At 71.5% G+C, this 26,630-nt stretch carries 29 protein-coding genes; 15 read left to right on the top strand and 14 right to left on the bottom strand.

Annotated elements, in window-relative coordinates; all coding sequences use genetic code 11:
• Positions 1 to 24: 24 nt before the first annotated feature.
• On the top strand, positions 25 to 999 hold the full coding sequence (locus FCN22_RS02110) for a D-2-hydroxyacid dehydrogenase family protein (protein ID WP_238384457.1): 975 nt from the start codon (positions 25 to 27) through the stop codon (positions 997 to 999).
• On the opposite strand, the gene FCN22_RS02105 is transcribed toward FCN22_RS02110, so the two are convergent.
• Complete coding sequence (locus tag FCN22_RS02105) at positions 987 to 1,892, bottom strand: sulfotransferase domain-containing protein (RefSeq protein ID WP_137119877.1); 906 nt, start codon at positions 1,890 to 1,892, stop codon at positions 987 to 989. The genes FCN22_RS02110 and FCN22_RS02105 overlap by 13 nt on opposite strands.
• A complete protein-coding gene (locus FCN22_RS02100) occupies positions 1,889 to 2,377 on the bottom strand; it encodes a flavodoxin family protein (RefSeq protein ID WP_137119876.1) in 489 nt (162 codons plus the stop codon). The genes FCN22_RS02105 and FCN22_RS02100 overlap by 4 nt, the downstream gene beginning before the upstream one ends.
• A 106-nt stretch (positions 2,378 to 2,483) precedes the next feature.
• Here FCN22_RS02100 and FCN22_RS02095 point away from each other — a divergent pair, with 106 nt between their 5' ends.
• Both FCN22_RS02095 and mug read left to right on the top strand, forming a co-directional pair.
• The gene (locus FCN22_RS02095; protein ID WP_162308102.1) at positions 2,484 to 3,314 is read left to right on the top strand and encodes an LLM class flavin-dependent oxidoreductase; all 831 of its coding nucleotides are present in this window, start codon (positions 2,484 to 2,486) and stop codon (positions 3,312 to 3,314) included.
• A 131-nt stretch (positions 3,315 to 3,445) separates the two neighbouring features.
• Complete coding sequence (gene mug / locus FCN22_RS02090; RefSeq protein ID WP_137119874.1) at positions 3,446 to 4,021, top strand: G/U mismatch-specific DNA glycosylase; 576 nt, start codon at positions 3,446 to 3,448, stop codon at positions 4,019 to 4,021.
• 42 nt (positions 4,022 to 4,063) lie between these two features.
• Here the strand turns inward: mug and FCN22_RS02085 are convergent, their stop codons facing one another.
• From FCN22_RS02085 to FCN22_RS02075, 3 genes are all read right to left on the bottom strand, one after another.
• Complete coding sequence (locus FCN22_RS02085; RefSeq protein WP_137120028.1) at positions 4,064 to 6,952, bottom strand: FAD-binding and (Fe-S)-binding domain-containing protein; 2,889 nt, start codon at positions 6,950 to 6,952, stop codon at positions 4,064 to 4,066.
• A 108-nt stretch (positions 6,953 to 7,060) separates the two neighbouring features.
• The gene (locus tag FCN22_RS02080; protein WP_137119873.1) at positions 7,061 to 7,951 is read right to left on the bottom strand and encodes an NAD(+)/NADH kinase; all 891 of its coding nucleotides are present in this window, start codon (positions 7,949 to 7,951) and stop codon (positions 7,061 to 7,063) included.
• On the bottom strand, positions 7,948 to 8,967 hold the full coding sequence (locus FCN22_RS02075; protein WP_137119872.1) for an SPFH domain-containing protein: 1,020 nt from the start codon (positions 8,965 to 8,967) through the stop codon (positions 7,948 to 7,950). Before FCN22_RS02075 ends, FCN22_RS02080 begins: the two co-directional genes overlap by 4 nt.
• Positions 8,968 to 9,044: 77 nt before the next feature.
• On the opposite strand from FCN22_RS02075, the gene FCN22_RS02070 reads away from it, so the two are divergent.
• Positions 9,045 to 9,743 (top strand): NUDIX hydrolase, encoded by a 699-nt coding sequence (locus FCN22_RS02070; protein WP_137119871.1) that lies wholly within the window; start codon positions 9,045 to 9,047, stop codon positions 9,741 to 9,743.
• 46 nt (positions 9,744 to 9,789) lie between these two features.
• Here FCN22_RS02070 and FCN22_RS02065 read toward each other — a convergent pair whose 3' ends face one another.
• Positions 9,790 to 11,115, bottom strand: coding sequence for an MFS transporter (locus tag FCN22_RS02065; RefSeq protein WP_137119870.1), 1,326 nt, complete (start codon positions 11,113 to 11,115; stop codon positions 9,790 to 9,792).
• Positions 11,116 to 11,154: 39 nt separating this feature from the next.
• Here FCN22_RS02065 and FCN22_RS02060 point away from each other — a divergent pair, with 39 nt between their 5' ends.
• Positions 11,155 to 11,667 (top strand): DnaJ family domain-containing protein, encoded by a 513-nt coding sequence (locus FCN22_RS02060; protein ID WP_137119869.1) that lies wholly within the window; start codon positions 11,155 to 11,157, stop codon positions 11,665 to 11,667.
• Between the two features lie 57 nt (positions 11,668 to 11,724).
• Here the strand turns inward: FCN22_RS02060 and FCN22_RS02055 are convergent, their stop codons facing one another.
• The 5 genes from FCN22_RS02055 to FCN22_RS02035 all read right to left on the bottom strand — a co-directional run bounded on the left by FCN22_RS02055 (position 11,725) and on the right by FCN22_RS02035 (position 16,433).
• Positions 11,725 to 12,141: an MmcQ/YjbR family DNA-binding protein gene (locus FCN22_RS02055; protein ID WP_238384456.1), complete on the bottom strand. Its 417-nt coding sequence runs from the start codon at positions 12,139 to 12,141 to the stop codon at positions 11,725 to 11,727.
• Between the two features lie 54 nt (positions 12,142 to 12,195).
• A complete protein-coding gene (locus tag FCN22_RS02050) occupies positions 12,196 to 12,393 on the bottom strand; it encodes a hypothetical protein (protein ID WP_137119868.1) in 198 nt (65 codons plus the stop codon).
• Positions 12,394 to 12,663: 270 nt separating this feature from the next.
• Entirely contained in the window at positions 12,664 to 13,377 is a 714-nt protein-coding gene (msrA, locus tag FCN22_RS02045) for a peptide-methionine (S)-S-oxide reductase MsrA (RefSeq protein WP_137119867.1), read from the bottom strand.
• 4 nt (positions 13,378 to 13,381) lie between these two features.
• Positions 13,382 to 14,782 carry a serine hydrolase domain-containing protein gene (locus FCN22_RS02040; protein ID WP_137119866.1) on the bottom strand — a complete coding sequence of 467 codons (1,401 nt, stop codon included), beginning with the start codon at positions 14,780 to 14,782 and terminating at the stop codon, positions 13,382 to 13,384.
• A gap of 52 nt (positions 14,783 to 14,834) precedes the next feature.
• Positions 14,835 to 16,433, bottom strand: coding sequence for a family 10 glycosylhydrolase (locus tag FCN22_RS02035; protein ID WP_137119865.1), 1,599 nt, complete (start codon positions 16,431 to 16,433; stop codon positions 14,835 to 14,837).
• Positions 16,434 to 16,570: 137 nt separating this feature from the next.
• On the opposite strand from FCN22_RS02035, the gene FCN22_RS02030 reads away from it, so the two are divergent.
• The 3 genes from FCN22_RS02030 to FCN22_RS02020 all read left to right on the top strand — a co-directional run bounded on the left by FCN22_RS02030 (position 16,571) and on the right by FCN22_RS02020 (position 18,432).
• The gene (locus FCN22_RS02030; RefSeq protein ID WP_202911349.1) at positions 16,571 to 17,005 is read left to right on the top strand and encodes a MarR family winged helix-turn-helix transcriptional regulator; all 435 of its coding nucleotides are present in this window, start codon (positions 16,571 to 16,573) and stop codon (positions 17,003 to 17,005) included.
• Between the two features lie 180 nt (positions 17,006 to 17,185).
• Positions 17,186 to 17,683 (top strand): sigma-70 family RNA polymerase sigma factor, encoded by a 498-nt coding sequence (locus tag FCN22_RS02025; protein ID WP_238384473.1) that lies wholly within the window; start codon positions 17,186 to 17,188, stop codon positions 17,681 to 17,683.
• Positions 17,680 to 18,432 (top strand): anti-sigma factor family protein, encoded by a 753-nt coding sequence (locus FCN22_RS02020; RefSeq protein WP_137119863.1) that lies wholly within the window; start codon positions 17,680 to 17,682, stop codon positions 18,430 to 18,432. The genes FCN22_RS02025 and FCN22_RS02020 overlap by 4 nt, the downstream gene beginning before the upstream one ends.
• Here the strand turns inward: FCN22_RS02020 and FCN22_RS02015 are convergent.
• Positions 18,415 to 18,831: a hypothetical protein gene (locus FCN22_RS02015; protein ID WP_202911348.1), complete on the bottom strand. Its 417-nt coding sequence runs from the start codon at positions 18,829 to 18,831 to the stop codon at positions 18,415 to 18,417. The two genes, FCN22_RS02020 and FCN22_RS02015, sit on opposite strands and share 18 nt — an antisense overlap.
• A 177-nt stretch (positions 18,832 to 19,008) precedes the next feature.
• On the opposite strand from FCN22_RS02015, the gene FCN22_RS02010 reads away from it, so the two are divergent.
• The 7 genes from FCN22_RS02010 (at position 19,009) to FCN22_RS01980 (ending at position 25,433) form a co-directional block, all read left to right on the top strand.
• Positions 19,009 to 19,539 (top strand): Rieske (2Fe-2S) protein, encoded by a 531-nt coding sequence (locus tag FCN22_RS02010; protein WP_238384455.1) that lies wholly within the window; start codon positions 19,009 to 19,011, stop codon positions 19,537 to 19,539.
• 61 nt (positions 19,540 to 19,600) lie between these two features.
• A complete protein-coding gene (gene yczE, locus FCN22_RS21540; RefSeq protein ID WP_162308101.1) occupies positions 19,601 to 20,209 on the top strand; it encodes a membrane protein YczE in 609 nt (202 codons plus the stop codon).
• Between the two features lie 145 nt (positions 20,210 to 20,354).
• Positions 20,355 to 21,542, top strand: a complete 1,188-nt coding sequence (locus tag FCN22_RS02000; protein WP_137119862.1) for a cystathionine gamma-synthase — start codon at positions 20,355 to 20,357, stop codon at positions 21,540 to 21,542.
• 81 nt (positions 21,543 to 21,623) lie between these two features.
• Complete coding sequence (locus tag FCN22_RS01995) at positions 21,624 to 21,890, top strand: hypothetical protein (protein ID WP_137119861.1); 267 nt, start codon at positions 21,624 to 21,626, stop codon at positions 21,888 to 21,890.
• A gap of 129 nt (positions 21,891 to 22,019) precedes the next feature.
• A complete protein-coding gene (gene ilvA / locus FCN22_RS01990) occupies positions 22,020 to 23,243 on the top strand; it encodes a threonine ammonia-lyase (RefSeq protein ID WP_202911347.1) in 1,224 nt (407 codons plus the stop codon).
• Between the two features lie 238 nt (positions 23,244 to 23,481).
• Positions 23,482 to 24,621, top strand: coding sequence for an ATP-binding cassette domain-containing protein (locus FCN22_RS01985; RefSeq protein ID WP_137119860.1), 1,140 nt, complete (start codon positions 23,482 to 23,484; stop codon positions 24,619 to 24,621).
• Positions 24,621 to 25,433 (top strand): ABC transporter permease, encoded by an 813-nt coding sequence (locus FCN22_RS01980; RefSeq protein WP_137119859.1) that lies wholly within the window; start codon positions 24,621 to 24,623, stop codon positions 25,431 to 25,433. The genes FCN22_RS01985 and FCN22_RS01980 overlap by 1 nt, the downstream gene beginning before the upstream one ends.
• A 43-nt stretch (positions 25,434 to 25,476) precedes the next feature.
• Here the strand turns inward: FCN22_RS01980 and greA are convergent, their stop codons facing one another.
• Positions 25,477 to 25,971, bottom strand: a complete 495-nt coding sequence (gene greA, locus FCN22_RS01975) for a transcription elongation factor GreA (RefSeq protein WP_137119858.1) — start codon at positions 25,969 to 25,971, stop codon at positions 25,477 to 25,479.
• Positions 25,972 to 26,138: 167 nt separating this feature from the next.
• Complete coding sequence (locus tag FCN22_RS01970; protein ID WP_162308100.1) at positions 26,139 to 26,528, bottom strand: DUF4307 domain-containing protein; 390 nt, start codon at positions 26,526 to 26,528, stop codon at positions 26,139 to 26,141.
• Positions 26,529 to 26,630: the final 102 nt, after the last annotated feature.

The raw sequence follows: 26,630 nt of genomic DNA, 5'->3' as shown, positions 1-26,630 counted from the left end.
TGACCCGTGGGGGAGACTGGCCCGGTGAAGGAGCAGAGGGCGAGGGTGCGGTGCGCGGTCCTGGACGACTACCAGGGGGTGGCGCTGTCCATGGCGGACTGGTCGTCGGTCCTCGACCAGGTCGAGGTGGACGTGCTGTCCGAACATCTCCGGGAGGACGAGCTCGTCGCGCGGATCGCCGGCTGCGCCATCCTCGTGGTGATGCGGGAACGGACTCCGCTGCCGGCCGGGTTGCTGGCGCGGCTACCCGAGCTGCGGCTCATCGTGACGACCGGCATGGCCAACGCGTCCATCGACACCAAGGAGGCCGCTTCTCGCGGGATCGTGGTCTCCGGCACGCCGAGCCGCTCGGAGCCACCGGCCGAGCTGACCTGGGCGCTCCTGCTCGGCCTGGCCCGGCAGGTGGCTCCAGAGAACGCAGCCTTCCACGAGGGCGGACCGTGGCAGAGCAGCGTCGGGCAGGACCTGTGCGGGCGCCGGCTAGGCCTCCTGGGCCTCGGCAAGATCGGCAGCCGGGTCGCAGCCGTCGGCCTTGCGTTCGGCATGGACGTGGTCGCCTGGAGCCCCAACCTCACCGCCGAGCGGTGCGCCGAGCGCGGCGTCGCGCTGGCTCCCTCGAAGCTGGAGCTGCTGCGCACGAGCGACTTCGTGTCGATCCACCTGCGGCTGGGTGAGCGCAGTCGCGGCCTCATCGGAGCGCAGGAGCTGGCGGCGATGAAGCCGACCGCCTACCTCGTCAACACCTCACGGGCCGGGACCATCGACCAGGACGATCTGCGGGAGGCCTTGCGGCACAACGTGATCGCCGGGGTGGGGCTCGACGTCTTCGAGGACGAGCCGGTGCCCCTCGAGGACGAGCTCCGGGGGCTGCCGAACGTGCTGGCCACACCACACCTCGGCTACGTGACCCGGCGCAACTACGGCGAGGCCTACTTCCCCCACGTCGTCGAGGACATCCGGGCCTTCCTCGACGGCGCGCCGGTGCGTCAGCTGGTCTGATCGACACCGCCACGGTGCAGCCAGGTCAGCAGGTCCGGCGGGGCAAGCTCCCTCGTCCGGGCCTGGTAGCGGTCGAGCTCGTCCGGGCTGAGCACCTCCCGTCCGGCCCCTGACCTGCCGCGGCGGAAGAAGGCACCGGGGTCCTTGAGCACGCCGGACCGGTCGGGGATGACGGCCGGTGCGACGGCCCGCATGCGCTCGAAGGTCGCTGCCTCCACGAGTTGCGGCCACTCGTCCACCGCCACCTCGATCCGGAGCAACGCTGCGATCCGGCGCATCTGGCCCTCCAGGTCCCGACTCAGGTCGTCGTAGTGCACAAGTGCGATGTTGGGCTGGTGCCGGCGCGACCACGCGTCGGACAGGTGCCACAGGACGCCGGGCAGGGAGTCCATCGAGTCCTGGGGGCACACGTCCCGCTCGATCCAGGCGAGCAACCAGTCGTGCAGCGGCGGCCGGGGAGCCGGCGGCCTCGCCGGCTCCTGCTGTCCGGTGAGCTCGCGGAGCCGTTCGCGGCTGATGTTGGAACCCTGGTGGTAGAGCGACACCGCCATGTCCAGCGGGTGCCGGGCCACCACGAGGTAGGTGGCGCGCGGGTCGAGCACGATCCCGTCCAACGGCGTGTGGGTCTTGATGAACCGGCGGTGCGACTGCCCCGCGAGCCTGGCAAACACCGACCGCTGTGGTTCGACCAGCCAGTCCAGCCACGGCGACAGGTCGCCCAACGGTGCAGGCAGCTGGGGCCTGCGGAACACCAGCAGCGCGCAGATCATCTGCATCCACGTCGTGCCGCTCTTGGACCGCGTGCTGATCACGATGTCGCCGTCCCGGAAGGGGAAGTGCAGCCACCGGGCACTGTCCTCGTCCGGCGAGCGGTAGCGGATCGGGGCGGTCACAGCGTCTCCGGCATGATCGTGGCCGCGAGCACGGCTCCCAGCTCGCGACAGGCCTGCAGCCCTGTCCTGTCCGGTCCTCCCATCACGATCACCGGGTCGGCGGCGGGCTCCCAACCGAGCGCCCCGGCAATGCTGGTGATCGCCCTGACCGCACCCTCGGTCCCCTCGTTGCCGTGCACGTACACGCCATACGGGCGCTTGGTCGTCGCTTGAAGGCAGGGGTAGTAGATCTGGTCGAAGAAGTGCTTCAGCGCCCCGGACATGTAGCCGATGTTGGCTGGTGTGCCGAGCAGGTAACCGTCGGCCTCCAGCACGTCCACGGCCGTGGCGGCGAGCGCTGGGCGGACGACGACGTCGACCCCCTCGATCTGCTCGTCGTGTGTTCCCGCGAGCGCAGCCTCGAGCATGGCCTGCATGCCGGGCGACGGGGTGTGGTGCACCACCAGTAGGCGATTGGCGGTGGCCGACGGGAGGGGTGAAGACATGGTCGAACACTATGGCGCGGGGCAACCCGAGTACCTCCGGCGGGGTATGTCGGGTTGCGCTCTGCAGTGGATGCCCGTGTCCGGCGAGCGGAGCAGGATGGGGCGCATGGACACGACGACAGCCCGTCCGTTTCGCTTCGGCGCCGTGGTCGGCACGCCGGACGACCTCGCCCGGTGGCCCACGATGGCCCAGGAGGTGGAGTCACTCGGCTACACGACGCTGTTGCTGCCGGACACACTCGGCACACCATCGCCGTTCGCGGGTCTCGCGGCGGCCGCGGTCGTCACCACCACACTGCGCGTCGGCAGCTGGGTGCTCGCCTCGCCGTATCGGACGGTCGGCGAGGTGGTGCGTGACGCCTCGACGCTGCAGGCCCTCTCCGGTGGCCGGTTCGAGCTCGGCATCGGCGCGGGCCGTCCCGGCGGAGAACGGGATGCGGAGGACCTGGGCATGGTGTGGGGTAGCCCCGGCGCGCGCGTCGATCGGGTCGAGCAGGTCATCACGGCGGTGCGAGAACAGGTGTCGCCGGTGCCCAGGATCGTGGTTGCGGGCTCGGGGCCGCGAATGATGCGGATCGCAGGCGCCGGCGCTGACACGCTGGCGATCGCGGTGTCTCCGGTGGCCGATGCCGAGGCGGTGCGCGACGTGGCGCACCGGGCGAGACAGGCTGCGGGCGACCGGACGGCGGAACTCGAGCTGAGCCTGCAGATCACCGGGTTCGGCGACCAGATTCCCGAGTGGATCTCGCAGCGGATGGGTATGACGGCCGCCGACCTCATCGCGGCGGGTGCCGCGGGCGTGCTGAGCAGGGACATGCCGAAGGCGGTTGCGTCCTTGCGTCACCTGCGCGAGGTGGCCGGTGTCAGCTACATCACTGTGCCGGGCGGATTTGCGCGGGCGTTGGCGCCGCTGGTCCAGGAGCTCACCGGCACCTGACCCCGCGCGTCGCGACGACGCCTGGAGTTGCTGGTGTTCCGCGTCACGGACGACGCGATTCGCCAGCAACTTCGCGGCGGCGACGGCGGGGTGGGGGTGGGGCTGGAGGGAGCGCTTGGCAGGATGGCGCGGTGGGATTCAGCCAAACCGAGCTCGAACGATTCCGCGGCCGGACCGTCCCCGACCTGGTCGGTCCCGGGCTGCGATTGCTCTTTGTCGGGATCAACCCCAGCCTGTGGACCGCCGCCACCGGCGCGCACTTCGCCCGTCCGGGCAACCGCTTCTACCCCGCGCTCTGGCGGGCGGGCATCACCGACCACCTGATCGACGCGTCGTTGGGCATGGCACCGCAGGACCGGACGCACCTGCTCTCGCGCGGCGTCGGCATCACCAACCTCGTGGCCCGGGCGACGGCGCGAGCCGACGAGCTGACCAGCGAGGAGCTGCGTGAGGGCGCGCGCCACCTGGTCGACTTCGTCGCCGAGCACGAGCCGGTCGTCGTCGCGGTGGCGGGGATCACGGCATACCGCAAGGCTTTTGCCGCACCACGAGCACGCATCGGACGGCAGCCGGAGCCCCTTGCGGGCGCGGCGGTCTGGGTGGTGCCCAACCCGAGTGGGCTCAATGCCCACGAGACCGCCGAGACCCTCGGGGATGCCTACCGGGCGCCGGCCGTCGAGGCCGGCGCCGTCCCTCCCGCTCGTTAGCTGCGGCGAGAGCGGGCGGCGGGCGGCGCACTTTCGTCGCAACTAGCGGGTGGCCTCCTCGAGCAGCTGCAGGATGTGCCGGTAGGGCTTGCCGGTCGCGCGGGTCATCCCGATCTCACAGGTCCGGTTGGACGAGGCGTATGCCGGGTGGCCGGCTCCAGGAGGCCCGTCACCACCGGGCGCCTCGGGACCGTCCATCACCGTGGCGTCAGGCTCGCCGGCCCGCGGTCGAGCCAGCTCGGCGGCCTCCGGGGCGGTGGCCGAGGCAGTCAGCTCGGGGTGGAGCAGGCCGCGGTCACCGGCGAAACCGCAACAACCCCAGTCGTTCGGGACGACGACCTTCGGTGAGATGAACCGAGCGACGAGCTCCATCGCCTGCGTGGTGCCCATCTCGGTCGAGGAGCACGTCGGATGCAGCACGATCGTCTCGATCGGAGAAGTCACCGTGAGGCGAGGCAGCAGTCGTTGCGCGGCGAAGACGACGGAGTCGACGACTTCGTAGCCCAGACCGTCCACGCCGTCGGCCAACATTCCCTGCAGCCCGTGGGTGCAGGACGAGGCGTCACAGACCACCGGCAGGCGACCGGAATCTGTCGCCGACCTCAAGGCAGGGACCACGCGCTCGCGCATCACCGCGTAGCCGTCCAGCTGACCCTTCGACTTCCACGGCGTGCCGCAGCACAGGCCGTCGATGCCGTCCGGCGTCCGCACCTGCACCCCGGCCCGGTGGCACAGCACCGCGAGCGCCTCGGCGGCCGAATCACACTCTGGTGGTTCGGGGCCGAACATCGTGCCGATGCAGGCCGCGAAGAGCACCGCCTCGGGTCGTGGCGGGTCGAGCCGTTGCCGCCGCCGCCCCGACGCCGGCAGCCGCTCGTCATACAGCGGAACGTCGTCGTCGCCCAGCACGGCCCGGGCGGCGCGGGTGAGTCCGGTCGGCACGGCAGCGGGCACTGCCTGCGCGAGGCTGAGCGCGCCGCCGCCGGCGACGGTCGCCACGCCCCAGCCGCGCGCAGCCGCTCGCCAGGCCGCGCTCCGCGCCGCGCTCGACTGCTCGTGGCGCAGCCTCCGCACCAGGTCGCCGGTGTTGATCTGCACCGGGCACGCGGTCTGGCACATGCCGTCGACCGCGCAGGTCTGCACCGCGTCGTAGTCATAGTCGCGCTCGAGGTCGGCCAGCAGCTCGTTGTCCCCGCGCAGCCGCGCCGCCTCCATCTCCCGCCGCAGCACGATTCGCTGCCGGGGGGTGGTCGTGAGCGCCCTACTGGGACAAACGGGTTCGCAGTACCCGCACTCCACGCAGCGGTCCACCTCTTCCTCGACGGTGGCGGTGAGCTTGAGGTCGTGCAGGTAGGAGCGGTCGTCGTCGGAGAGCACCGACCCGGGGTTGAGCAGGCCGCGCGGGTCGACCAGCCGTTTGAGCTCCCACATCACGGCATACAGCTCGTCGCCGTACTGCCGACGCACGAAAGGGGCCATGATCCGTCCGGTGCCGTGCTCGGCCTTGAGCGAACCACCCTCCCGGAGCACGAGGTCGACCATGTCGTGCGTGAACGCCTCGTAGCGCTCCAGCTGCGCCGGGTCATCGAAGCGCTCATTGAGCATGAAGTGCACGTTGCCGTCGCGGGCGTGCCCGAAGATCACCGACTCCTCGTAGTCGTGGGCATCGAAGAGGCGCGCCAGCTCGCGGCAGGTGACGCCGAGCCGCTCGACGGGGACGACGACGTCCTCGAGCAGGGCGTTGGTCCCGCTGGGCCGGGCGCCGGCGACCGCGCTGAACAGACCCTTGCGGATGCGCCAGAGCGCGCCGCGCTCGGCAGCGTCGGTGGTCAGCGACTGGGGAGCGGCGAGCGGCAGGTCGGACAGCATGGGTTCGGCGGTATGCCGTGTGTCCGCCAGTTCGTCCGCCGTGTGGCCCTGGAACTCCACGAGCACGGCGGCCTTCCCGCCCACCTCCAGGTTGCGGATGACGTCCGGACACTTCGGGTCACGAGCCGAGACCCGAAGGGAAGCGGCGTCGAGCAGCTCGGCCGTGACGGTGCCCGCCTCGATCAGTTGCGGCACCGAGGAGGTGGCGGTCTCCACGTCGTCGAAGACGAGCAGCCCGGTCGCCACGTGGGGCAGCACCTCGATGGTGCGAAACCTCGCCTCGGCGACGAACCCGAGCGTGCCCTCGCTGCCGATCATGAGGTGCACGAGGATGTCGAGCGGGTCCTCGTGGTCGAGGAAGGAGTTGAGGCCGTAGCCCATGGTGTTCTTCATCGAGAACTGGCGCCGAATCGTCGCCACCGAGTCCGGATCGCCCAGGATGCGGCGCCGGAGCCGCAGCAGGCCGTCGTGAAGCGCTGGCTCGGCCTCGGCAAGGTGTCGGGAGGCGCTCGGGTCGGCCGAGTCGATCACCGTGCCGGTCGGGAGCACCAGCACCATCGAGTCTAGAGTGCGGTAGGTGTTGAACTCCGTGCCGCAGTGCATCCCGGACGAGTTGTTGGCGACCACGCCACCCACGGTGCAGGCGATCTCACTGGCCGGGTCGGGTCCGAGCTTGCGCCGGTACCGCGCCAGGTGGGTGTTGACGCGGCCGATCGTGACGCCCGGTTGGACCGCCACCCGCCGCCCGTCGTCGAGGACCTGCAGGTCCTGGAACTGCTTCCGGGTGTCGACGAGCACGCTGTCGCTGAGTCCCTGGCCCGACAGGCTGGTCCCTCCGGAGCGGAACGTGAGCGGCAGCCCGGCCCGGTCGCAGGCCCGCAGCACACGGGCCACCTGGTCGGTGTCGCAGGGAGTCACCACGACCTGCGGCACCAAGAGGTAATGGGAGGCGTCGTGCGCGTGGCCCAGCCGGTCGATGGCGCGGCGGCTGACGGCGTCCGGGCCCAGGCTCTCGGCCAGGTGGTCCGCCAGCCTGGCGTGGGCGGCGTCGAGGGCTGCCATCACCGGCGGCGGGGTGGACGGTGCGGATCGCGTGGACACGCGGCCAGACTAGGCGAGCGGCGCCCCGAGCGGGGCCGTCGTGCCAGGAAGAGACGAAGCTGCAGCGGGTCAGCCGACGAGACGCAGGTGCTGTCCCGACGTGGTGACGGTGAGCCGCTGGCCCCAGGTCAGGGTGAGGGCGTCGTGCTCGATGCCGTCGCCGAAGCACACCAGCTGGTCGGACTCGGCGGTGAGCACGAGTGACTCGGTGTCGGCCAACGCCCCCTCGGTGAGTTCGGTGCCGGTCGTCGGCGACGGCCAGGCCTCCCGCACGAACCAGCAGAGCGCCGGGTCGGCGGCGCCGGGCAGCCCGAGCGTGCTGTGCCGCTCGAGCCAGGCAGAGCGCAACCAGCCGGTGCAGCCGGTGCCGGTGCCGATGAGCACCCCCGAGGACGACTGGCGTTCACCTGCCCCGCTCGGCAGCCGGAGCGAGTAGCGCGAGGACTGGTGCGACGCGTGCCCCACGTAGACCTCGTTGAGCGCCCGCAGGTTCTCACCCGAGTCGGTCGTCGCCTCGACCATGGTGCGCTCGGTGATCCGCTGCCCGGCGATCGCGGCCCGCAGCAGGGCCGAAGTGGCGTCGGCCGGGTGCGGCACGAGGACTCCGACGTTGCGGCCGGGCTCGGGGTTGACGCCGATGACCGGCTGCCCGCCCAGATACTTGGCGACGTTGGCCACCAGCCCGTCCTGGCCGACGACGACCACGATGTCCTCCGGGCCGAAGACGAACCGCGCCAGATCGGTCCGCTCGACCTCGGCCCGCCGCCAGTCCGCCGGCAGGCCTGCAGTGACCACGCGGCGGGCCTCCTGCTGCGACCGGTCCCGCTCGATCACCTCGCTGAGGCCACGCCCCCGCGTCTCAAGGAAGAACGCCGCCTGTTGGCGGGTGCCGTGTCGGGCGACCAGCTCGGCATACTCGGTGGTGCGGTGGACTACGACGGCGCGGGGTTGGAGCGTCATGACCGGTCCGCTCCGGTGGCCGGTCCCTGGCCGAGCCGGGCGAGGACCGGAGTGAGCAGGTCTGGGGTGACCGTCAGGCTGCCGATCTGCGGGAGGTTGTCGGCGAGGTCGCGCAGAGCCAGGGCCACCAGCGTGGCGTGGTCGACCTCGGCGTAGGCCGCGAGATTGGCCTGCTGGGCCTCGGCCTCCGCGGCGCCGACGAGTCGCGTTGTGGCTGCTGTCGCTTCGGCGGCGAGTCGGCGCTGGTCGGCGTCGGCCTGGGCCCCGATGCGGTCGGCGGCGGCCTTCTCGGTGGCCCGCTTGCGCTCGTTTTGTCCGCGCTGGGTGACCAGCTCCTCCTCGCGCCGGGCCAGCTCGATCTGGTTCTTCAGCTCGTTCTCGGCGATGGCCCGTTCCCGCTCGACGGCGAGCGCGCGTCGGGCGTAGGTCGCGCGGTCGGCCTCCTGCTGCACCTCCTCGCGGGTCCGGGTCTGCAGGGCTCTCTCCAGCTCGGCGTCCGCGCGGATCGCGACCACCCGCACGTCGGTGACGGCGAGGCCACGTTCGGCCAGCCGTCGGTCACCGGCGAGTGTGCCGGCCACCCGGTCCCGGACGGGGCGGATGCCGTGGGCGAGAGCCTCCGCCATCGGCATGCCGGCGATCAGCTCGAGGGCGGGTTGCTGGGCGAGCTCGGTGAGCAGATCACCCAGGGTCTCCAGGGGCGTCGCGTTCCACCGGCCGCTCTCGGGGGAGATGCTGAAGTCGATGCGCGTCGCGGCGAGCGCCGGGTCGACGACACGGTAGTTGACCGTCGCCTGGATGGTGACGTCCTGGAAGTCGCCGGTGCGCGCATGGAAGAGCAGCGACTGCTCACGGTCGTCCAGCGGGATCTCAGCGAGGGCGGCCGACTGCGGCCGGAACCAGAAGGCCAGCCCGGCCCCCGCGTGCGTCACCTCCCCGCTGTGCAGGTGGTGCACGTAGGTCGTGGGGTCGGTCCGCAGGTGGCGGAAGATCGGGTAGCGGCTGATGTCTGCCATGGTGCTTCTCCTTTGTCGTCATATTGACAGTAATGCCGATGCTGGCTAATCGTCAAGGTGACGTTTAAGATGCTCGTATGACGTCACGCCAGTTCTCCGTCACGGTCGACCTCGCGGTGCTCACCGTCGCCGACGACACCCTCAAGGTGCTCGTGGTCCGGCGAGGGGTGCCGCCGTTCAGGGGCCGATGGGCGCTGCCCGGTGGGTTCGTGCTGGCCCGGGAGGACCTTATGGACGCCGCGAGGCGCGAGCTCGTGGAGGAGACCGGTGTCCCGCTGCGCAGCGTGCACCTCGAGCAGCTCGGCAGCTACGGCTCACCGGGCCGTGATCCGCGCGGGCGGGTGGTGACCGTGGCGCACCTGGCGCTGCTGCCCGACCTGCCCGAACCTGTGGCCGGTTCAGACGCCGCTGGCGCGGAGTGGCGGCCGGTCGAGGACCTCCTGTCGGCAACGCGCCGGCTGGCGTTCGACCACGGCACGATCCTCGCCGACGCGGTCGAGCGTGCCCGGTCGAAGCTCGAGTACGCCCCGCTGGCAGCAGCGTTCTGCCCACCGGAGTTCACCATCGCCGAGCTGCGCCGGGTCTACGAGGTGGTGTGGGGGACCGAGCTGGATCCCCGCAACTTCCACCGCAAGGTGACCGGCACCCCCGGCTTCGTCGAGCCGACCGGCGAGTCCACCCGGCGTGGGGGAGGGCGCCCGGCTCGCCTCTACCGCGCCGGCGACGCGACCCTGCTCCACCCCGCCATGCTCCGCGCCCCCCATCCCGTCCGCTAGCTAGCTGCTGGGCCGGGGCGTCATCGGTGACGCCTTCTCCCAGCAGCTAGCGGGATGAGGGGAGGCGGAGACCCAGCGCCCCCGCGACCAGGAGCACGCCGGCGCCCATCCCGAACGCGGCGGCGTAGGAGCCCTGGTCCACGAGCCACCCGGCCAGCACCGGCCCGGTGACGGCGCCGAAGTCGCTGGCCATGTTGAAGACGGCGATGGTCTGCCCGGAGCGCTTGCCGGCGACGTCGCCGACCAGCGCGGCCGGCGCCGTGCCGAGGAACGCCGACCCCGCCCCGAACACCCCCATGGCGATGAGGGCGATCACCAGCGAGCTGGCGACCGCCAGCATGAGCATCCCGACGGCCGCCACCGTCGAGCCGAGCACGATGGCGGCGCGGCGACCGATCGTGTCGGTGAACCGGCCCGCGGGAAACATCAGCGCGGTCTGCACCAGCGCGGAGGAGACGAAAGCCGCCCCGACCCAGCCGACGTCGACCTGCAGATGGTGCACGAACAAGAGCGGCACGACGGTGCTGCGCAGTCCGAGCACCGCCAGCCCGACGGCCAGGTTGGTGACCAGAGCGGCTTGGTATTCGCGGGTGCCCAACAGATCGCGCAACGTCGCCTCGGGCGGGTGGTCCTCGTCCGCGGCGCGATCACGCCCGGCCGAAGGGTCGCTCGAGGCCACGGGGACTCGTTCGTCAGGCTGCTCACCGTCGTGCACCGGCGGCGGCTCGACGGCCGGGTCGCGCCCGCTGGCCGGGTCTGGCTCGAGCGGGAGGTCCGTTGCCTGGTCGATCCCCGCACGGGCGGTCGCGGGCTGCGGCCTGGAGACGAAGACCATGGCGACGACTCCTGCGAGGGCCAGCGTCCCGGCATACAGGAAGAACGGGGCCCGCAGCGAGATGCCGAGCACGGCACCACCGACCGCAGGACCGGCGATGCCGCCCACCAGGAAACCGCCGCGATAGACGCTCACGGCGCGGCCGCGCATCCGCTGCGACGCGACTCGCAGCACGAGACTCATGGCCGCCACACCGAAGACCGCCGAGCCGACGCCGCCGACGCCGCGCAGCGCGAGCAGCTGCGGGTAGTTCTCGGACAGCCCGGCCAGCAGGCTCGACAGTCCGACGACGGCCACGCCGATCATCAGGCTGGTGCGCTCACCGAGGGCGTCGACGACACGGCCGGCGAGCAGGCCGGAGAGCAACCGCATCAGGGCGAAGACCGAGACGACGGCGCCGGCGGCTGCGGCGTCGACGCCGAACTGGGTCGCGAACAGCGGGATCGCCGGCGCGACGACCCCGAAGCCGAGCGCGACGCAGAAGGCGACCCCCGACATCGCCACCACGTCACGGGGCAGGTCGGTGGGGAGTCGCACGGTCACCCATCCTGCCAGCGGCCGTCGTAGGCTTGTCGGGTGCACGGCTTCGAGTCCATCGTCGAGCGGCAGATCCGCGAGGCGCAGGAGCGGGGAGAGTTCGACAACCTGCCCGGCTCCGGCAAGCCGCTGCCCGATCTCCGCACCGACGACCCCGACTGGTGGGTCAAGCGATTGATCCAGCGCGAGCACCTCGACATCAGCGGCGCCATGCCGACCGTGCTGAGCCTGCGCAAGGAGGCCGAGACCTTTCCGCAGTCGCTGCTGGAGCTGCAGACCGAGCAGAGTGTGCGCGCGGTGCTCGAGGACTACAACTGGCGGGTGAAGCTCGACCGGCTCAGGCCGGCTGTGGGCAACCTCCCGCCGACCATCGCCCGCACGGTGGACGTGGACGACCTGGTCGGGCAGTGGCGCGGGCTGCGGGAGGAGCTGCACCAGCGGGCCTCTGCGGCGCGGGCTGAGGCCGAGGCGGCGCGGATCGCGCAGCAGGCGGAGGCCGCCGCGAGGAGGCGTCAGGCCTCGGTGTGGCGACGGCTGCTGCGACGCAGCTGACCCCTGCCACAGCCGCCGGCAAGGAGGGCTGCCCTGCTGGGGACCACGGCGTCGTCGTCAGCGGTGATCGGCGAGCCAGGCTGCGCCACGTCGCTTCGACGCACGAGCGAGCCAGGCGTCCTGCACGATCTCGACGATCTCCTCGCGGCTCACCCGGTGCAGCTCGCTGGCCCGGACCAGGACCGAGCGGTGTCCTTCGAAGTGGGGAGTGGTGAAGAACGGCGACTCCCGATCCTGCACCAAGGCCTCCTTGTCGGCGGGGGACTCGACCCAGAGCACGATGACGTCGTCGTAGCGTTCGCCGGTGCTGGGATCCACGGCGTCGGGGCGCGGATTGCGGAAGAAGACGAAGGACTTGCCACCGACCTGGTATGCCGCGTTGCCCAGCGGACCCTCGTCGACGGTGACGTGTGGCATCGCCGCCGCGGTGTCGTGGATGTCCTGCGCCGTTGCTCGGCGCTCGGCGTCCTGCACCGGCTCACAGTACCGCGGCTGCTGGCACCGACCAGGTCGGCACACTCCTGGAGGCTATGCCGGCACGCACTCCTGCGTCCGGGGCGCGGGCGCGGCGTTGATCGTCCTGTGTGCTGTGGCGGCCCTGACCATCCGGCGCGGAGTGCTCGAGGCCGAGTCGGCCCTTCCGTCTCGCGCGTCGAGGGAGTGTCGGCGTTGGTGCATCAGCAGATTGCGGGTGGTGGCCGTGACGACCTGGGACGAGCGTGACATGTTCACTCCCTCTGTTCGGGTGACCGAAGGCCTGCTGTGTCCAGCGGCGCCTGGCCGAGTGGGTGGGACTGTCAGCTGTAACGGAGGGAGCCTCCGATTAATTCCCGACGGGTGGGATTCTCCGTTCCACCGCCCACGACCCGTGGGCTTCACGGCACGGTCGCCGCAGGCCCCCGGCGCAGGGCGCTGCTCAGGGACGGCGCTGGCCGACTACCTCACGGCGCTGCTCGAGATCGTGGGCCGGTCGAGACCGGCCGGGGACACCGGTGGTCAGTCGGTGTGACGCAGGACCGACTCCTGGCTGGGGAGCTGGTCCTGGCGCACGATGCCGACCGGGCACGTCATGCCGTTGGGGCCGTGGTTGCAGTAACCGTTGGGGTTCTTGTGCAGGTACTGCTGGTGGTAGCCCTCGGCGTAGTAGAACGGCCCGGCGCCGGATTCGCCTGAGACCGGCCGGATCTCGGTGGTGATCTGGCTGTGGCCGTGCTCGTGCAGCACCTGCTGGAACGCGTCGCGCGTCGCGAGCGCCGCCTGCTCCTGCTCCGGCGTGGTCCAGTAGATCGCCGAGCGGTACTGCGTGCCGAGGTCGTTGCCCTGCTGATTCGGTGTGGTCGAGTCGTGGTTCTCCCAGAACGCCTTCAGGAGCTCCTCGGGAGTCACGGCACCCGGGTCGTAGGCGACCAGCACGGCCTCGGCGTGGCCGGTGCGCCCGGTGCACACCTCCTCATACGTCGGGTTGGGGGTGAAGCCACCCTGGTAGCCGGCGGCCGTCGTCACGACTCCGGGGATGCGCCAGAAGATCCGCTCGGTTCCCCAGAAGCACCCCATGGCGACGTAGAGCACCTGTGTCCCGTCGGGCCACGGCCCCTGCATCGGAGTGCCCAGCACCTCGTGGGTTGCCGGGACCCCGGGTAGCGGCTCGGCACGGCCGGCGAGGGCCTGCTCTCGCGTGACGGTCTTCGGGGTGCTGCGGAAGAGTGCCATGAGCTCAGGGTATGCCGGGTGGCTGCGGCCCCTTCGTGCTGGTCGCCGCTCCCTCACGGCAGGGCCACTCCTCGTCGCCCTGGCGCAGGGTCACGACCCCGTCGTCCGAGCGGCTCAGCCGGGCGTCGACGGCCTGGCAGAACAGCTCGGTGGCGGACGTGGCGAAGAACGTCAGCGGCGGCTGGTCGGCGATCGTGACGTGCAGCTCTTCGCCGCGGCGCTCGATCCCCATCCGTGCGCCGGAGGGCAGGGCGAAGCTCCCGACGAAGGGGTCGAGCCCGCTCCGCAGCGGCGGGTCGATCGGGTCGAGCACCAGATCAGGCCAGTCGTGCCGCGCCGCCAGGCCCCCGAGGAGGTCGACGATGAGGTTGACGCCGCACTCGTCGCTGTTGGTCATGATGGCGGCCCCGTCACCGGTGTCCCGGTGCACCAGGAGGTGGCAGTTGAAGCCCTCGTTGCCGCCCAGGTGGCCAAACCAGCTGCCCCGACCGTCGGCGTCGGCGCGCAGGAACAGGCCGAGTCCCATGGAATCCAGCCCGCCGATCCGGGTGGAGGCCTCCGACGTCGGGACCTGTCGGGTCAGCATCTGCGCCACCAGGTCGGGGCGGAGGACGGCGTCAGGCTCGCCCCCGTCCGCCGCCCGGACGCCCATGGCGAAGCGGAGCAGGTCGGCCGGCGTGGTCCACAGGCCGGCGGCGCACTGCTCGGGGTAGACGTGCCACTCGCCCGCCACGACCGACCCGTCGCCGTGGTGGCCGGACGCCGCCTGCTCGTGCAGCTCGGGTGGCAGCGGCTGGGCAAACGTGCTGTGCCGCATGCCGAGCGGGGAGAGCACCAGCCGGTCGAGCAGCTCGTCGACGGGCGCACCCGACGCCTCCTCGAGCATCAGCTGGAGCACCGTGATCCCGCCGCCCGAGTAGCGGAACTGCAAGCCGGGGACCAGGTCGGCGCGCACGCCGGGAGAGTTGGCCGGCGCGACCCCGGCCAGGACCTGCGCGATGGTGGGCAGGGCCGCGCCGTTGGGATAGCCGGGGAAGCCCGAGGTGGTCAGCCCGGCGCTGTGGCTGGCGATTCGGCGCAGCGTGACCCGCGGTCGCCAAGCGCCGTTGGCCGGCACCGACCACGACCGGAGCCGTTCGTTGACGTCGGCGTCGAGGTCGAGCTCGCCGTCCTGCACGAGGCGGAGCGCACCGAAGACGGTCACCGGCTTGCTGATCGAGCAGGCCTGGAAGCGCGTGGTCGGGACGACCTCGGCCGCTGGCCCGTCGGAGCCGGCCCGGCGGGTGCCGAAGCACCACTGGCCGGTGATCCGCCCGCCGGTGAGCAGCGCGACCGACGCGCCCGGCACGGCATACTCGCGCATCCGCTCCAGGACGTCGAAGCCGAACGGTTGCTCGCAGGTCATGAGCGGAGGGTAACTGCTCGGACGGCTGCTGCCACGGCTCGGCGAGGACTTGTCACACCCGGGTGGCCCGGCGCCGGCTCTCGTTGCCCAGCTCGTCGACGGCGGTGACCACGTAGGTGTAGCGCTCCCCGGGCGTCGCCGTCTGGTCGGTCCACCGGGTCCCGCCGGAGGGCGTGCCGGCCGCCACGGTCGCGACCAGGTGCCGCGCGTCGACGAAGTCGCAGTCCCGGGGCTCGCTGGACCCGTCGAACCGGTAGATCGCGAACGTGCTGGCGGGCCGCCCGAACGACCGCCATGACAGCGTGACCGGGTTGCCGTCTCCCACGGCGTGCAGGCTGACCACCGGCGCCGGGGCGCGCGAGTCGAGCCACGGCATGGTCGGCTGGAGCGCCGGGTGCTGGTAGTGCTGGGTGGTGACCAGCGAGGTGGCGCCGAGCAGGTCGGCCACCACGGACGACGCGTTGTAGAAGATGTCGCCGCTGACCTCGGGGTACTCCTGGTTCTTGGTCAGGTGGTTGGACATCTCCTGCGGGTCGTCGATCCACTCCGGAGACTGTGTGGAGGTGCCGATCTTGTAGGTCGCCTGGCCGATGTAGAGGCGCGTGTGCGAGCCGGACTCGCGGACCTGGCGGGCCCACCAGTCCACCAGCACGTCGTAGTCGGCGGGCGCGAATCCCTCCGCCCAGTAGATCTGCGGGCACAGGTAGTCGATCCACTCCTCGCGCAGCCAGCGGCGGGTGTCGGCGTACAGGTCGTCGTAGCACTCGGCGCCCGCTGTGGTGTCGGAACCGAGCGGGTCGGTCGCGATGTTGCGCCAGACGGCGAAGGGGCTGACGCCGAACTGCACGTGCGGCTTGGCCTCGTGGATCGCCGCGACCAGGCCCTTGACCAGCCGGTTGATGTTGTCGCGACGCCACTCGGCCTTGTCGTCGAAGTCGGCGCCGTAGGTGGCGTAGGTGTCGTCGTCGGGGAACTCCTGCGTCCCGACGGGGTAGGGGTAGAAGTAGTCGTCGAAGTGGACGCCGTCCAGGTCGTAGCGCGTGACCGCGTCCATGATGGCGGCGATGTTGAACTCGGTGACGGCGGGGATGCCGGGGTTGTAGTAGAGCTTGGGGCCGTAGGCCACGACCCAGTCCGGGTGCAGGCGAGCCGGGTGGTCCCGCACGAGGGCATCCAGGTCGGTGTCCATGCTGACGCGGTGCGGGTTGAACCAGCCGTGGATCCGCAGGTCGCGTGCGTGCGCCTCCTCGATCGCGAAGCCCAGCGGGTCGTAGCCGGGGTCCTTGCCCTGGGTGCCGGTGAGGTACTTCGACCACGGCTCGTGCTCCGAGGGCCAGAAGGCGTCGGCGGTCGGTCGCACCTGCAGGACGATGGTGTTGTAACCCCGCTCGACCGCGGTGTCGTAGAGGCTCACGAGCTCGCGCTTCTGCTCGTCGGCGCTGAGCCCGGGCTTGCTGGGCCAGTCGATGTTGACCACGGTGGCGATCCACATGCCGCGGAGCTGGTGCTTGGGTGTGGACGGGTCGGGTTCACAGGTCTGGTGGGGCGCGGTGGCAGCCAACGCGGCCGGCGCGTCCACGGTCGTGAGCGTGGCCAGGGCGGCGACTCCGGCGGCTCCGGTCAGAAAGTTACGGCGCTTGAGGTGATCCATGTCACTTTATTACCATCGTGGCCGCGCTCATGGGGGTTTGTGTGGTGCCGATCTGCCGCTCGGCCGCCTCGCGATACGTTCGGCACAGGCACCGGACGCCGCCGGACCGGCGGCCAGATCCCGAGGGAGGCCCCGCCGTGGCCGACGACCAACAGCCCAGCACGCCGGAGGCCGTGACTCGGCTCTACCTCACGCTGGGCCGGATCAACCGGGCCCTGCGCCGCGACGCCCGGGACGCGCCGGTGGGCCACGGTGCCCTCAGTGCGCTCGCCACGATGAGCATGGGCGAGCCGCTGCGGCTCGGGGTGCTCGCCGAGGCCGAGGGAGTCAGCGCCGCCTCGATGAGCCGCATCATCTCGGCCCTCGAGCGGATGGGACACGTGCGCCGGCAACCGGACCCGGAGGACGGCCGCGCCTTCCTGATCGAGCCGACGGAGAGCGGACGTGCCCTGGTCGAGGCCGGTCGCGCTGCCCGGATGCAGGCGCTCGGCGGCCGGATGGCTTCCCTGACCCCAGGCCAGCGTGCTTCGCTGCTCCAGGCCCTGCCCGCCCTCGAGGCGCTGGTGGACTGACAGCCGCCGAGCGGATCAGCGTCGCGGATCGTCGCGGGAAGCGGGGTACACGTCGCGTCCGCGCGCGTCCCGCTCCGGGCCACGCCAAGGACGACTACGCTACAACTGGACTGAACCGCGACGACGTCTCGTCCGTGTCACCTGCAGGAGGTGGTGCCCACGGACAGCCAGGTCGAGCTGATGCAGACGCTGCACGCCCAGCACGCGGCCGCGCTCTGGGGCTACAGCCTGCGCCTGACCGGGGGCGACCGGGCCCGCGCTGAGGACATCGTGCAGGAGACGCTGCTGCGTGCCTGGCGACATCCGCAGGTGCTCGACCAGTCGGAGCGCTCGGCGAGGGCGTGGCTGTGCACGGTCGCCCGCAACCTGGTCATCGACGAGTGGCGCTCGCGTCGTTCGCGGGTCGAGGTGCTCACCGGCGACCTGCCGGAGGGGCCGGACGGCAACGGCACCGGGGACGACGTCGACCGGCGGCTGCAGTCCTGGCTCGTGGCCGAGGCGCTGTCGCGGCTGTCCCTCGAGCACCGTGCGGTGCTCGTGGAGTGCTACTACCGCGGCAGGTCCGTGGCCGAGGCCGCCCGTGCCCTCGACATCCCGGAGGGCACGGTCAAGTCACGGTCGCACTATGCGCTGCGCGCCCTGCGCCTGGTGCTCGAGGAGATGGGAGAGGGTCCGTGAACCACGACGAGCTGCGTGAGTTTGACGCTGCGTACGTCCTCGGTGCGCTCTCGCCTGCCGAGCGGCGCGCCTTCGAGGAGCACCTCGCGACCTGCCGGGAGTGTGCACGAGCAGTGCGCCAGATCGCGGGTATGCCGGGCCTGCTCGCCTCCGTGCCCCGGGACCTGGCCGAGGGCGAGCTCGGCTGGCCTGGTCCGGTGCCCGAGACGTTGCTGCCCCGGCTGGTGCGCGAGGTCCGGCGGAGGCGCACTCGTCGCAGCTGGACGATCGGCGCGGCCGCAGCCGTCGCCGCGGGCGCGCTGACCCTCGGGGGAGTGGGCCTCGCCGGCGGGCTCGGCCAGGAGGGCGGCGGCGTCGGCACGGCGGAGGGACCCGCCGTGTCGTCGCCGGCCCCGTCGGGTGCCACGACCGCGCCCGGCGACGGCACCGGCACCCGGCCGGTGGCCATGCAGCAGCTGGGGCAGGACCGGCTGCACGCGACCGTCACCTTCACCCGGAAGGCCTGGGGGACGAGCGTCGACCTCACCTGCGCCTACGAGTCGGGCCGCGGCTACACCGCGGGCGCCCCACCGGCATACGAGCTGGTGGTCCAGCAGGCCGACGGGACGACCCAGCAGGTGGCGACGTGGCGGGCGGTGCCGGGCCGGGCGATGAGCCTGCAGGGTGCGAGCTCGTGGAACCGTGCGGACATCGCCACGGTCGAGGTGCGCACGGCGACGGGCCGCCCGGTGCTACGGCTGGCGAGCTGAGCGCTCGCGCCAGAGCGCAACGGTGCCGGCGACGAGGGCGAGCAGCTCGGAGAGCCAGCCGAGCACCTGGTCGGTGCCGGTCCAGGTCTCGTGCACGCTGAACAGGCCCACCGTCGCGGCCAGCGTGAACGCGATGAGCGTGGAGGCGCCGAATCCGATCGCCCCGAGGAGCGGCAGCCAGTGCCGCCACACCAGGACGGCGACGGCGATCACGAGGCCGCCGACGGCATTCAGCAGGAAGAGCGGGCCGATCACGCTGATCGAGTCGTACCCCCGGAACCACAGCCACAGGTGGACGCCGGCCGACACCAGCACCCCGAGAGCTGCCGCGGCGCGCCATGCCAGCGTGCCGCCCCTGGTCAGGTCCATCGTGCGGGCTCCTCGTTCGCTGGTGGTCATCGTCGTCTCCTTGGCTGGACGTGTGCTGTGAGTCGTCCGGCGGATGCACGGCACGTCTCTGTGGACGACACGAGCCACGGTGCCGGTCGGTTCAAGGTCGGATCGGCGGTCCGCCGGACGCGCGGCCACTCTGGCCGATTCCGGCGAAGGGCGTTGAACCTCCCTGCGACCGGCGCCGTGTCCATCGGCATGCGACCCGACACGCGACCCGACACGCGACCCCCGGAGCGGCACACCCCATCGATCAACCGTCGCCAGGTGCTGGCCGGCACCGCGACGCTGGCGGCCGGCCTGGTGGTCACGGCCGGATGCAGCTCGGGGTCGTCCAGCGGCGCGGCCGAGGGCACCGGCGGTGCGCGGCCCGGGAGCAGTGCGCCGGACTCCTCCGGTCCCCGCGCCCAGTCCGGGGGTTCCGGGGCTGACCTGGTGGCCCTCTCGGCCGTTCCCGTCGGCGGCGGCGTCTCGGCGCAGGACGCCGCCGGCAGGCCGTTGGTCGTGGCGCAGCCGAAGGAGGGCACCATCGTGGCGTTCTCGGCGATCTGCACCCACATGGGATGCACCGTCGCGCCCCAGGGCGGCGAGTTCAAGTGCCCCTGCCACGGCTCGGTCTACGCCCTCGCCACCGGCGACAACGTGAGCGGGCCGGCGCCCCGGCCGCTCGCCAAGGTGGCGGTCAAGGTCGTCAAGGACAAGGTCGTCGAGGCCTGAAGTCGGTCCGACAGGTGGGAGCCGGAGGCAGGGCAGATCGGCGCGGTGAGATGCTGCGCCCATGCCCCGCCGCCTGATCCAGCTGTATGCCGGGCTGGTCGCCTTCGCGTTCGGCGAGGCTCTCATCGTGCGCGCCAACCTCGGCGTCATGTCCTGGGACGTCTTGCACCAGGGCCTCGTGCGTCAGATCGGCCTGAGCATCGGGGTGTGGTCGATCATCGTCGGTGCCGTCGTGCTGCTGCTGTGGATCCCCTTGCGCGAGAGGCCCGGCCTCGGGACCGTGAGCAACGTCCTCGTGATCGGGGCGTGCCTCGACGTCTTCCTCAGTTGGCTCCCTCAGGTCGACGCCATGGCCAGCCGGATCGGCCTGCTGCTGGCCGGGATCGTGATCAACGGCGTGGCCAGCTCGGCCTACATCGGCGCGAGCTTCGGCCCGGGCCCACGAGACGGCCTGATGACCGGCTTGGTGCGCCGGACCGGCCGCTCGGTGCGACTGGTCCGCACCTCGATCGAGGTCAGCGTGGTCATCATCGGCTGGATCCTCGGCGGCAACCTCGGGGTCGGGACGGTGCTGTTCGCCCTGTCGATCGGGCCGATCATCCACGTCTCCCTGCCGGCGCTCACGATTCCCCGGGTGCGGCCCGCGAGCGGCCCCGACCCCGCCATCTGACGCACACCGCCGCCGGTCCCGACCTGACCGAGACCGCCCCTGGATCGCGCGCGATTCCTCGCGTCGTCCGCGGCTTGGGCTGGGGGTGGGGGTGGCGTGACGGGCTGTGCGACCGGGCGCGAGCTCACACGGTTAGCCTTGGGGCATGACCGACCACGACGCCCGACCCAGCGGTTTCTCGACCCGCGCCATCCACGCCGGACAGGAGCCCGACCCGCGCACCGGCGCGGTCGTGCCCGCCATCTACCAGGTCTCGACCTACAAGCAGGACGGCGTCGGCGGGCTGCGGGAGGGCTACGAGTACTCCCGCTCGGCGAACCCGACCCGCACCGCGCTCGAGGAGTGCCTCGCCGCGCTCGAGGAGGGTGGCCGCGGCTTCGCGTTCGCGTCCGGCCTGGCCGGTCAGGACACGGTGATCCGGGCGCTGCTGCGGCCGGGCGACCACGTCGTCGTGCCGACCGACGCCTATGGCGGCACCTACCGGCTGATCAACAAGGTCGCCCAGCCGTGGGGCATCGAACACACCGCTGCCGCGATCGCCGACGTCGACGCCGTGCGCCAGGCGATCCGGCCCGGGCAGACCAAGGTCGTCTGGGTCGAGACCCCCACCAACCCGCTGCTGGGCATCGCCGACATCCGCGCCGTCGCCGACGTGGCGCACGAGGCCGGCGCGCTGCTCGCGGTCGACAACACCTTCGCGACGCCCTACCTCCAGCAGCCGCTCGCCCTGGGTGCCGACGTGGTCATGCACTCCACGACGAAATACTGCGGCGGACACAGCGACGTCGTCGGTGGCGCAGTCGTCACGGCCCGGCAGATCGACGTCGCGGGCTTCGAGGACGCGGCCGATCGCATTGCGTTCCACCAGAACTCGATGGGTGCCGTCGCGGGCCCGTTCGACGCGTGGCTGGTGTTGCGCGGCCTCAAGACGCTCGGCCTGCGCATGGACAGGCACTGCGACAACGCCGAGAAGGTCGTCGCCTTCCTCCAGGACCACCCGGCCGTGAGCGCCGTGCACTACCCCGGGCTCGCGACGCACCCCGGCCACGACGTCGCCACCAAGCAGATGCTCCGGTATGGCGGGATGGTCAGCTTCCAGGTCAAGGCGGGCGAGCAGGCGGCCGTCGACCTCTGCGCCAGGACCACGGTGTTCACCCTGGGGGAGTCGCTGGGCGGCGTCGAGTCGCTGATCGAGCACCCGGGACGGATGACGCACGCCAGCGTGGCCGGCACCGAGCTCGAGGTGCCCGCCGACCTGGTCCGTCTCTCGGTCGGCATCGAGGACGCCGACGACCTGGTCGCCGACCTCGAGCGGGCGCTGCCCCGGGCCTGACCGCTCCCCTCACCCACCAGGTCCGTCGTCGGCGACCGTGCGAGTCGTCGTGCCACCAGGGGCCATGACACCATGCCGGTCATGACGCTGGTGACGAGTGCCGTGGCTGCCGACTCGGCTGCGGCTGCCGGTCAGGCCACCGCCAACATGCTGGTCCTGCTCATTGCCGCGGTGCTCCTCGTCCTCGGCATCCGCCGGTGGAAGCGGCACCAGCGCGGCGTGCGTGAGCGGACCGACCCGGCGGCGCTGCCCGCGAAGGGCCCGAGCATCGCCATGATGGCGGTCGGGGGGCTGCTGCTGGTCGCGCTGCTGGGCACCCTCGCCCAGACGGCCGGCGGGGGCGGCTGACCTCCGGCCGGTGAGTCGCACAGTTGCCGGCGAACGGCACACCCCTGCCTGTGCCGCTCGCCGTCAGGCGTGCGCCTCGTCGGGCCCGTCCGGCGCGACGGCGCCCGAGCACGTCGATACGCTGCCGTCATGGCCTCCACGACGCTGCCCGTTTCCCTCGACGACGTCCTCGCCGCGCGCGAGCTGCTCAGCGGGACGGTCGAGGCCACCCCGCTGGAGTTCAGTCGCGCGCTGAGCAGTCGGACCGGGGTCGACACGTGGCTCAAGTGCGAGAACCTCCAGCGCGCGGGCTCGTTCAAGATCCGTGGCGCCTACACCCGGATGAGCCGGCTCTCCGACGAGGAGAAGGAGCGCGGTGTGGTCTGCGCCAGCGCCGGCAACCACGCGCAGGGCGTCGCGCTCGCCGCCCAGCTGCTCGACATCCGGGCCACCGTCTTCATGCCCCTGGGCGCGCCGATCCCCAAGCTTCTCGCGACCCGCGGCTACGGGGCGACCGTGGAGCAGCTGGGCGAGACCATCGACGACTGCCTGGTGCGCGCCAAGGAGTTCGAGCAGGAGACCGGCGCGGTCCTGATCCACCCCTTCGACCACCAGGACATCGTCGCCGGGGCAGGCACCTGCGGACTGGAGATCCTCGAGCAGTGCCCGGACGTCAAGACCATCGTGGTCAGCACCGGGGGAGGCGGCCTGCTCGCCGGGATCGCCACCGCGGTCAAGAACCAGCGCCCCGACGTGCGCGTGGTGGGGGTGCAGGCCGAGAAGGCCGCGGCCTACCCGCTCTCGCTGCGGGCCGGTCACCCGGTGCCCTTCGGCAAGATGAGCACGATGGCCGACGGCATCGCCGTGGGGTGTCCCGGCGAGGTGCCCTACGCGATCGTCTCCGAGCTGGTCGACCAGATCGAGACCGTGAGCGAGGAGACCCTGTCCCGCTCGCTGCTGTTCCTGCTCGAACGCGCCAAGCTGGTCTCCGAGCCTGCCGGTGGGGCGGCCGTCGCGCGCCTGCTCGAGGCCGGAGAGGGCGCGTATGACGGGCCGATCGTCGCCGTGCTGTCGGGCGGCAACATCGACCCGCTCCTTCTGCTGCGGATCATCCGGCACGGGCTGTCCGCTGCCGGGCGCTACCTGCAGTTTCGGGTGCGGGTGCCGGACAGCCCGGGATCACTGGCAGGCCTGCTCGAGACGCTCGCGGGCGCCGACGCCAACGTGCTGGAGGTCGAGCACGTGCGCACCGGGACGTCGTTGCGGGTCGACGAGGTCGAGATCGGGCTGCAGGTCGAGACCAAGGGCGCGCCGCACAAGGAGGCGGTGGTCGCGGCGATGCGCGAGCGGGGCTACGAGCCGATCTTCGACTGACCGCAGGTGAGCCGGGGTCGCCAGGTGGCCTCACGGCATACCGTTTCGCGCCGCAGGCGCCTTCGCCGCACCGATCACTGTTGCCGTTCGCCGCGGCGCGTGACCCGAACGTCGCGAAGATCCGCACGAGGGGGCGATGAGTCCCGGGCGACGCGCCGGTCTGACCCCACATGGACGAAACCCCCTGCCCGCAACAAACCAGTCGCCGCATGTCTGGGCCGGATGACAGGCTCGACCCATGACGTATGCCGTGGTCGCCGAAGGACTGGTCAAGCACTACGGAACGGTGCGAGCCCTCGACCAGCTCGACCTGGCCGTGCCCGAGGGCACCGTGCTCGGGGTCCTCGGACCCAACGGTGCCGGCAAGACGACCGCGGTGCGGGTGCTGACCACGCTGCTGCGCCCTGACGCCGGGCGGGCCGAGGTGGCCGGTATCGACGTCCTGGCCGACCCCGCCAGGGCCCGCGACAGCCTCGGCGTCTCGGGCCAGTACGCCGCCGTCGACGAGCACCTCACCGGCTTCGAGAACCTCGACATGATCGGCCGGCTCTACCACCTCGGCCGTCGTGCGTCACGAGCGCGGGCGCGGGAGCTGCTGGAGCAGTTCGACCTGAGCGACGCCGGCGACCGGCCCTCGAAGACCTACTCGGGCGGCATGCGGCGCAGGCTCGACCTCGCCGGAGCGCTCGTCGCGCGGCCGCCGGTGCTCTTCCTCGACGAGCCCACCACCGGGCTCGACCCGCGCAGTCGCGGCGACATGTGGGACGTGATCACCACCCTGGTCGAGGGCGGCACCTCGCTGCTGCTCACGACGCAGTACCTCGAGGAGGCCGACCGCCTCGCTGACAACATCATCGTGGTCGACCACGGCAAGGTGATCGCCGAGGGCACCGCGGACCAGCTCAAGGCGCAGGTCGGTGGTGAGCGTCTCGAGGTGGTCATCGCCGACCAGGCTCGACTCGTCGAGGCCCGCGTCCTGCTCGAGGACAGCCGTCCCGGTGGGGTCGCCGAGGTCGACGAGCACGTGCGGCGGATCACCCTGCCCAGCGACCGTGGCACGGCGGGGCTGATCGAGGCGGTCCGCCGGCTCGACGCGGCCGGTATCGAGGTCCAGGACATCGGCATCCGGCGGCCGACCCTGGATGACGCCTTCCTGTCGCTGACCGGCCACGGGGCGAGCGCGGAGCGGGCCGGCCACCAGGCCGATGACAGCCGTGGCGGCAGCCGCGGCGGTGGGACGGACAGCTCCGGCAGTGGTGCGGGTGACCCGGGCACGGATGGGGCGGGTCAACGTGCCCGCGGGGGCCACCCGGAGCACCAGACCGACGGCCGGCAGCGCCGCGCGGGGGAGCACGTGATGGCCAGGAAGGAGATCTGATGAGCCTCGCCTACGCGATCAGTGATGCGCTGGTCGTCGCCAAGCGCAACCTGATCCGGATCAAGCGGGTGCCCGACCTGCTGGTCTTCACCACCTTGCAGCCGATCATGTTCGTGCTGCTGTTCGCCTATGTCTTCGGCGGCGCCATCGACCGATCCGGCGGCGGGGCGGGCTACCGCGAGTTCCTCGTGGCAGGGATCTTCGCCCAGACCGTGATCTTCGGTGCGACGATCACCGGCGCGGGCCTGGCCGAGGACGTCAAGAAGGGGATCATCGACCGGTTCCGGTCGCTGCCGATGGCGCAGTCGGCGGTGCTGGCCGGACGCACCTTCTCCGACGTCCTCAACAACGTCATCGTCCTGGTCGTCATGTCGCTGACCGGCCTGCTGGTGGGGTGGCGCATCCGCACGTCGTTCCTCGATGCCGTCGGCGGTTACCTCGTGCTGCTGGTCTTCGCCTACGCCATCTCGTGGGTGATGGCCTGGATCGGGATGCTCGTGCCCAGTCCCGAGGTGGTCAACAACGCGGCGTTCATCGTGATCTTCCCGATGACCTTCGTGGCCAACACCTTCGTGCCCCTGGGCACGCTCCCCGGACCCCTGCAGACCTTCGCGGCGTGGAACCCGGTCTCGGCGGTCACCCAGGCCGCACGCAACCTGTTCGGCAACCCCAACCCCGACCCCACCGCGGTCGACCCCGCCTCGTGGGCCCTGCAGCACCCGGCCCTCTACACCCTCATCTGGGCGGTGGCGGTGCTGATCGTGTTCGTGCCGTTGGCCAACTGGCAGTACCGCCGCTCGGCCAGCCGCTGACCGGCCGACGCCGCGCGCACCACGGTGCGCGCGGCGAGGCGGCTCAGCCCGCGTAGGGCTTGGCGGCGAGGACCTTGACCTCGAGGTCCTTGCCGTTCGGCGCCGAGAACGACGTCGTCTGGCCGACCTTCTTGTCCATGATCGCCATGCCCAGTGGGGACTTCTCGCTGTAGACGTCGACCTGGTCGCTGCCGTCGGCGATCTCGCGGTTGCCGAGCAGGAAGGTGAGCTCCTCGCCGTCGAGGTCGACGGTGACGACCATGCCCGGCTCGACGACGCCGTCGTCCGGGGGCGCCTGGCCCACCGTGGCGTTGTCGAGCAGCTGGGTCAGCTGGCGGATGCGGGCCTCCATCTTGCCCTGCTCCTCCTTGGCTGCGTGGTAGCCGCCGTTCTCCTTGAGGTCTCCCTCGTCGCGGGCCACCTCGATCTTCTGGGCGATCTCGGTGCGTCCCTCGCCGGAGAGGCGGTCGAGCTCAGCCTTGAGGCGGTTGTACGCCTCCTGGGTCAGGTAGCTGGCCGTGGTCGCGCTGTCGGTCACTTGACACTCCTTGTTCCGGGTCGTCCGGCTCCGGGCAGCACCGAGGAACGGCGAGGAGCCAAACAAGAAGGTCCGGACCCTGATCGTTGCCGATCATCGGGCCCAGACCCACGTGGTGAAGTCATCAGGATAGCAAGAATGCGTCCAAACATCAGGTGACGAAGTGGTTACGAGCCCTCCTGCCCGGGAAAGACACATGTGTCCACCAGGCCGGTGACCGCCCGGTGTGTGGTCTGCACCAGGGTGGTCTCGCGGGTGGTCTTCTGCTGCGCCGGCGGCACGGTGACCGTGATGCTGCCCGCGGTGCCGTGGTGGACGTCCAGGGCCCGAACCGTGCACACCACCTCGCGGCCAACGGGACGGGTCAGGTCGTAGGTCACCCGGACCACCTGGTCGTTCCTGACCTGGTATCCCACGTCGGTCCACAGCGGTCGGCCGGTGCTCGCCGAGACGCCGAACCAGATCGCGATCGCCACCCCGATCGAGATGCCGACGGCCGCGATGAACCACCACTTGCGCTGGCTGGGGTCGGCGCTCGTGGACGTCTCTGCAGGCACGGGGCCGACCTTCCTTCGTGGGGTGCGTGAGGCGCCGGGGCGCGGGTGCGATGATGGGCGCCAACCCATTGTCAGTTATCCCACGGTAGAGGTGTGCAGGTG

The organism is Segeticoccus rhizosphaerae (assembly GCF_005222685.1).
GTDB classification, from domain to species: domain Bacteria; phylum Actinomycetota; class Actinomycetes; order Actinomycetales; family Dermatophilaceae; genus Segeticoccus; species Segeticoccus rhizosphaerae.
The sequence above is the reverse complement of the archived record's forward strand: the minus strand, read 5'-3'. Positions and strand labels throughout refer to the sequence as shown.

Coding starts and splice junctions, on each gene's coding strand:
- FCN22_RS02035 (WP_137119865.1), bottom strand. CDS start 16,433: ATGGATCACCTCAAGCGCCGTAACTTTCTGACCGGAGCCGCCGGAGTC.
- FCN22_RS02100 (WP_137119876.1), bottom strand. CDS start 2,377: ATGTCTTCACCCCTCCCGTCGGCCACCGCCAATCGCCTACTGGTGGTG.
- FCN22_RS01980 (WP_137119859.1), top strand. CDS start 24,621: ATGAGCCTCGCCTACGCGATCAGTGATGCGCTGGTCGTCGCCAAGCGC.
- FCN22_RS02025 (WP_238384473.1), top strand. CDS start 17,186: ATGCAGACGCTGCACGCCCAGCACGCGGCCGCGCTCTGGGGCTACAGC.
- FCN22_RS02070 (WP_137119871.1), top strand. CDS start 9,045: ATGACGTCACGCCAGTTCTCCGTCACGGTCGACCTCGCGGTGCTCACC.
- FCN22_RS02000 (WP_137119862.1), top strand. CDS start 20,355: ATGACCGACCACGACGCCCGACCCAGCGGTTTCTCGACCCGCGCCATC.
- yczE (WP_162308101.1), top strand. CDS start 19,601: ATGCCCCGCCGCCTGATCCAGCTGTATGCCGGGCTGGTCGCCTTCGCG.
- FCN22_RS02095 (WP_162308102.1), top strand. CDS start 2,484: ATGGACACGACGACAGCCCGTCCGTTTCGCTTCGGCGCCGTGGTCGGC.
- FCN22_RS02015 (WP_202911348.1), bottom strand. CDS start 18,831: ATGACCACCAGCGAACGAGGAGCCCGCACGATGGACCTGACCAGGGGC.
- FCN22_RS02080 (WP_137119873.1), bottom strand. CDS start 7,951: ATGACGCTCCAACCCCGCGCCGTCGTAGTCCACCGCACCACCGAGTAT.
- ilvA (WP_202911347.1), top strand. CDS start 22,020: ATGGCCTCCACGACGCTGCCCGTTTCCCTCGACGACGTCCTCGCCGCG.
- msrA (WP_137119867.1), bottom strand. CDS start 13,377: ATGGCACTCTTCCGCAGCACCCCGAAGACCGTCACGCGAGAGCAGGCC.
- FCN22_RS02040 (WP_137119866.1), bottom strand. CDS start 14,782: ATGACCTGCGAGCAACCGTTCGGCTTCGACGTCCTGGAGCGGATGCGC.
- FCN22_RS01995 (WP_137119861.1), top strand. CDS start 21,624: ATGACGCTGGTGACGAGTGCCGTGGCTGCCGACTCGGCTGCGGCTGCC.
- FCN22_RS01985 (WP_137119860.1), top strand. CDS start 23,482: ATGACGTATGCCGTGGTCGCCGAAGGACTGGTCAAGCACTACGGAACG.
- FCN22_RS02075 (WP_137119872.1), bottom strand. CDS start 8,967: ATGGCAGACATCAGCCGCTACCCGATCTTCCGCCACCTGCGGACCGAC.
- FCN22_RS02050 (WP_137119868.1), bottom strand. CDS start 12,393: ATGTCACGCTCGTCCCAGGTCGTCACGGCCACCACCCGCAATCTGCTG.
- FCN22_RS02085 (WP_137120028.1), bottom strand. CDS start 6,952: ATGGCAGCCCTCGACGCCGCCCACGCCAGGCTGGCGGACCACCTGGCC.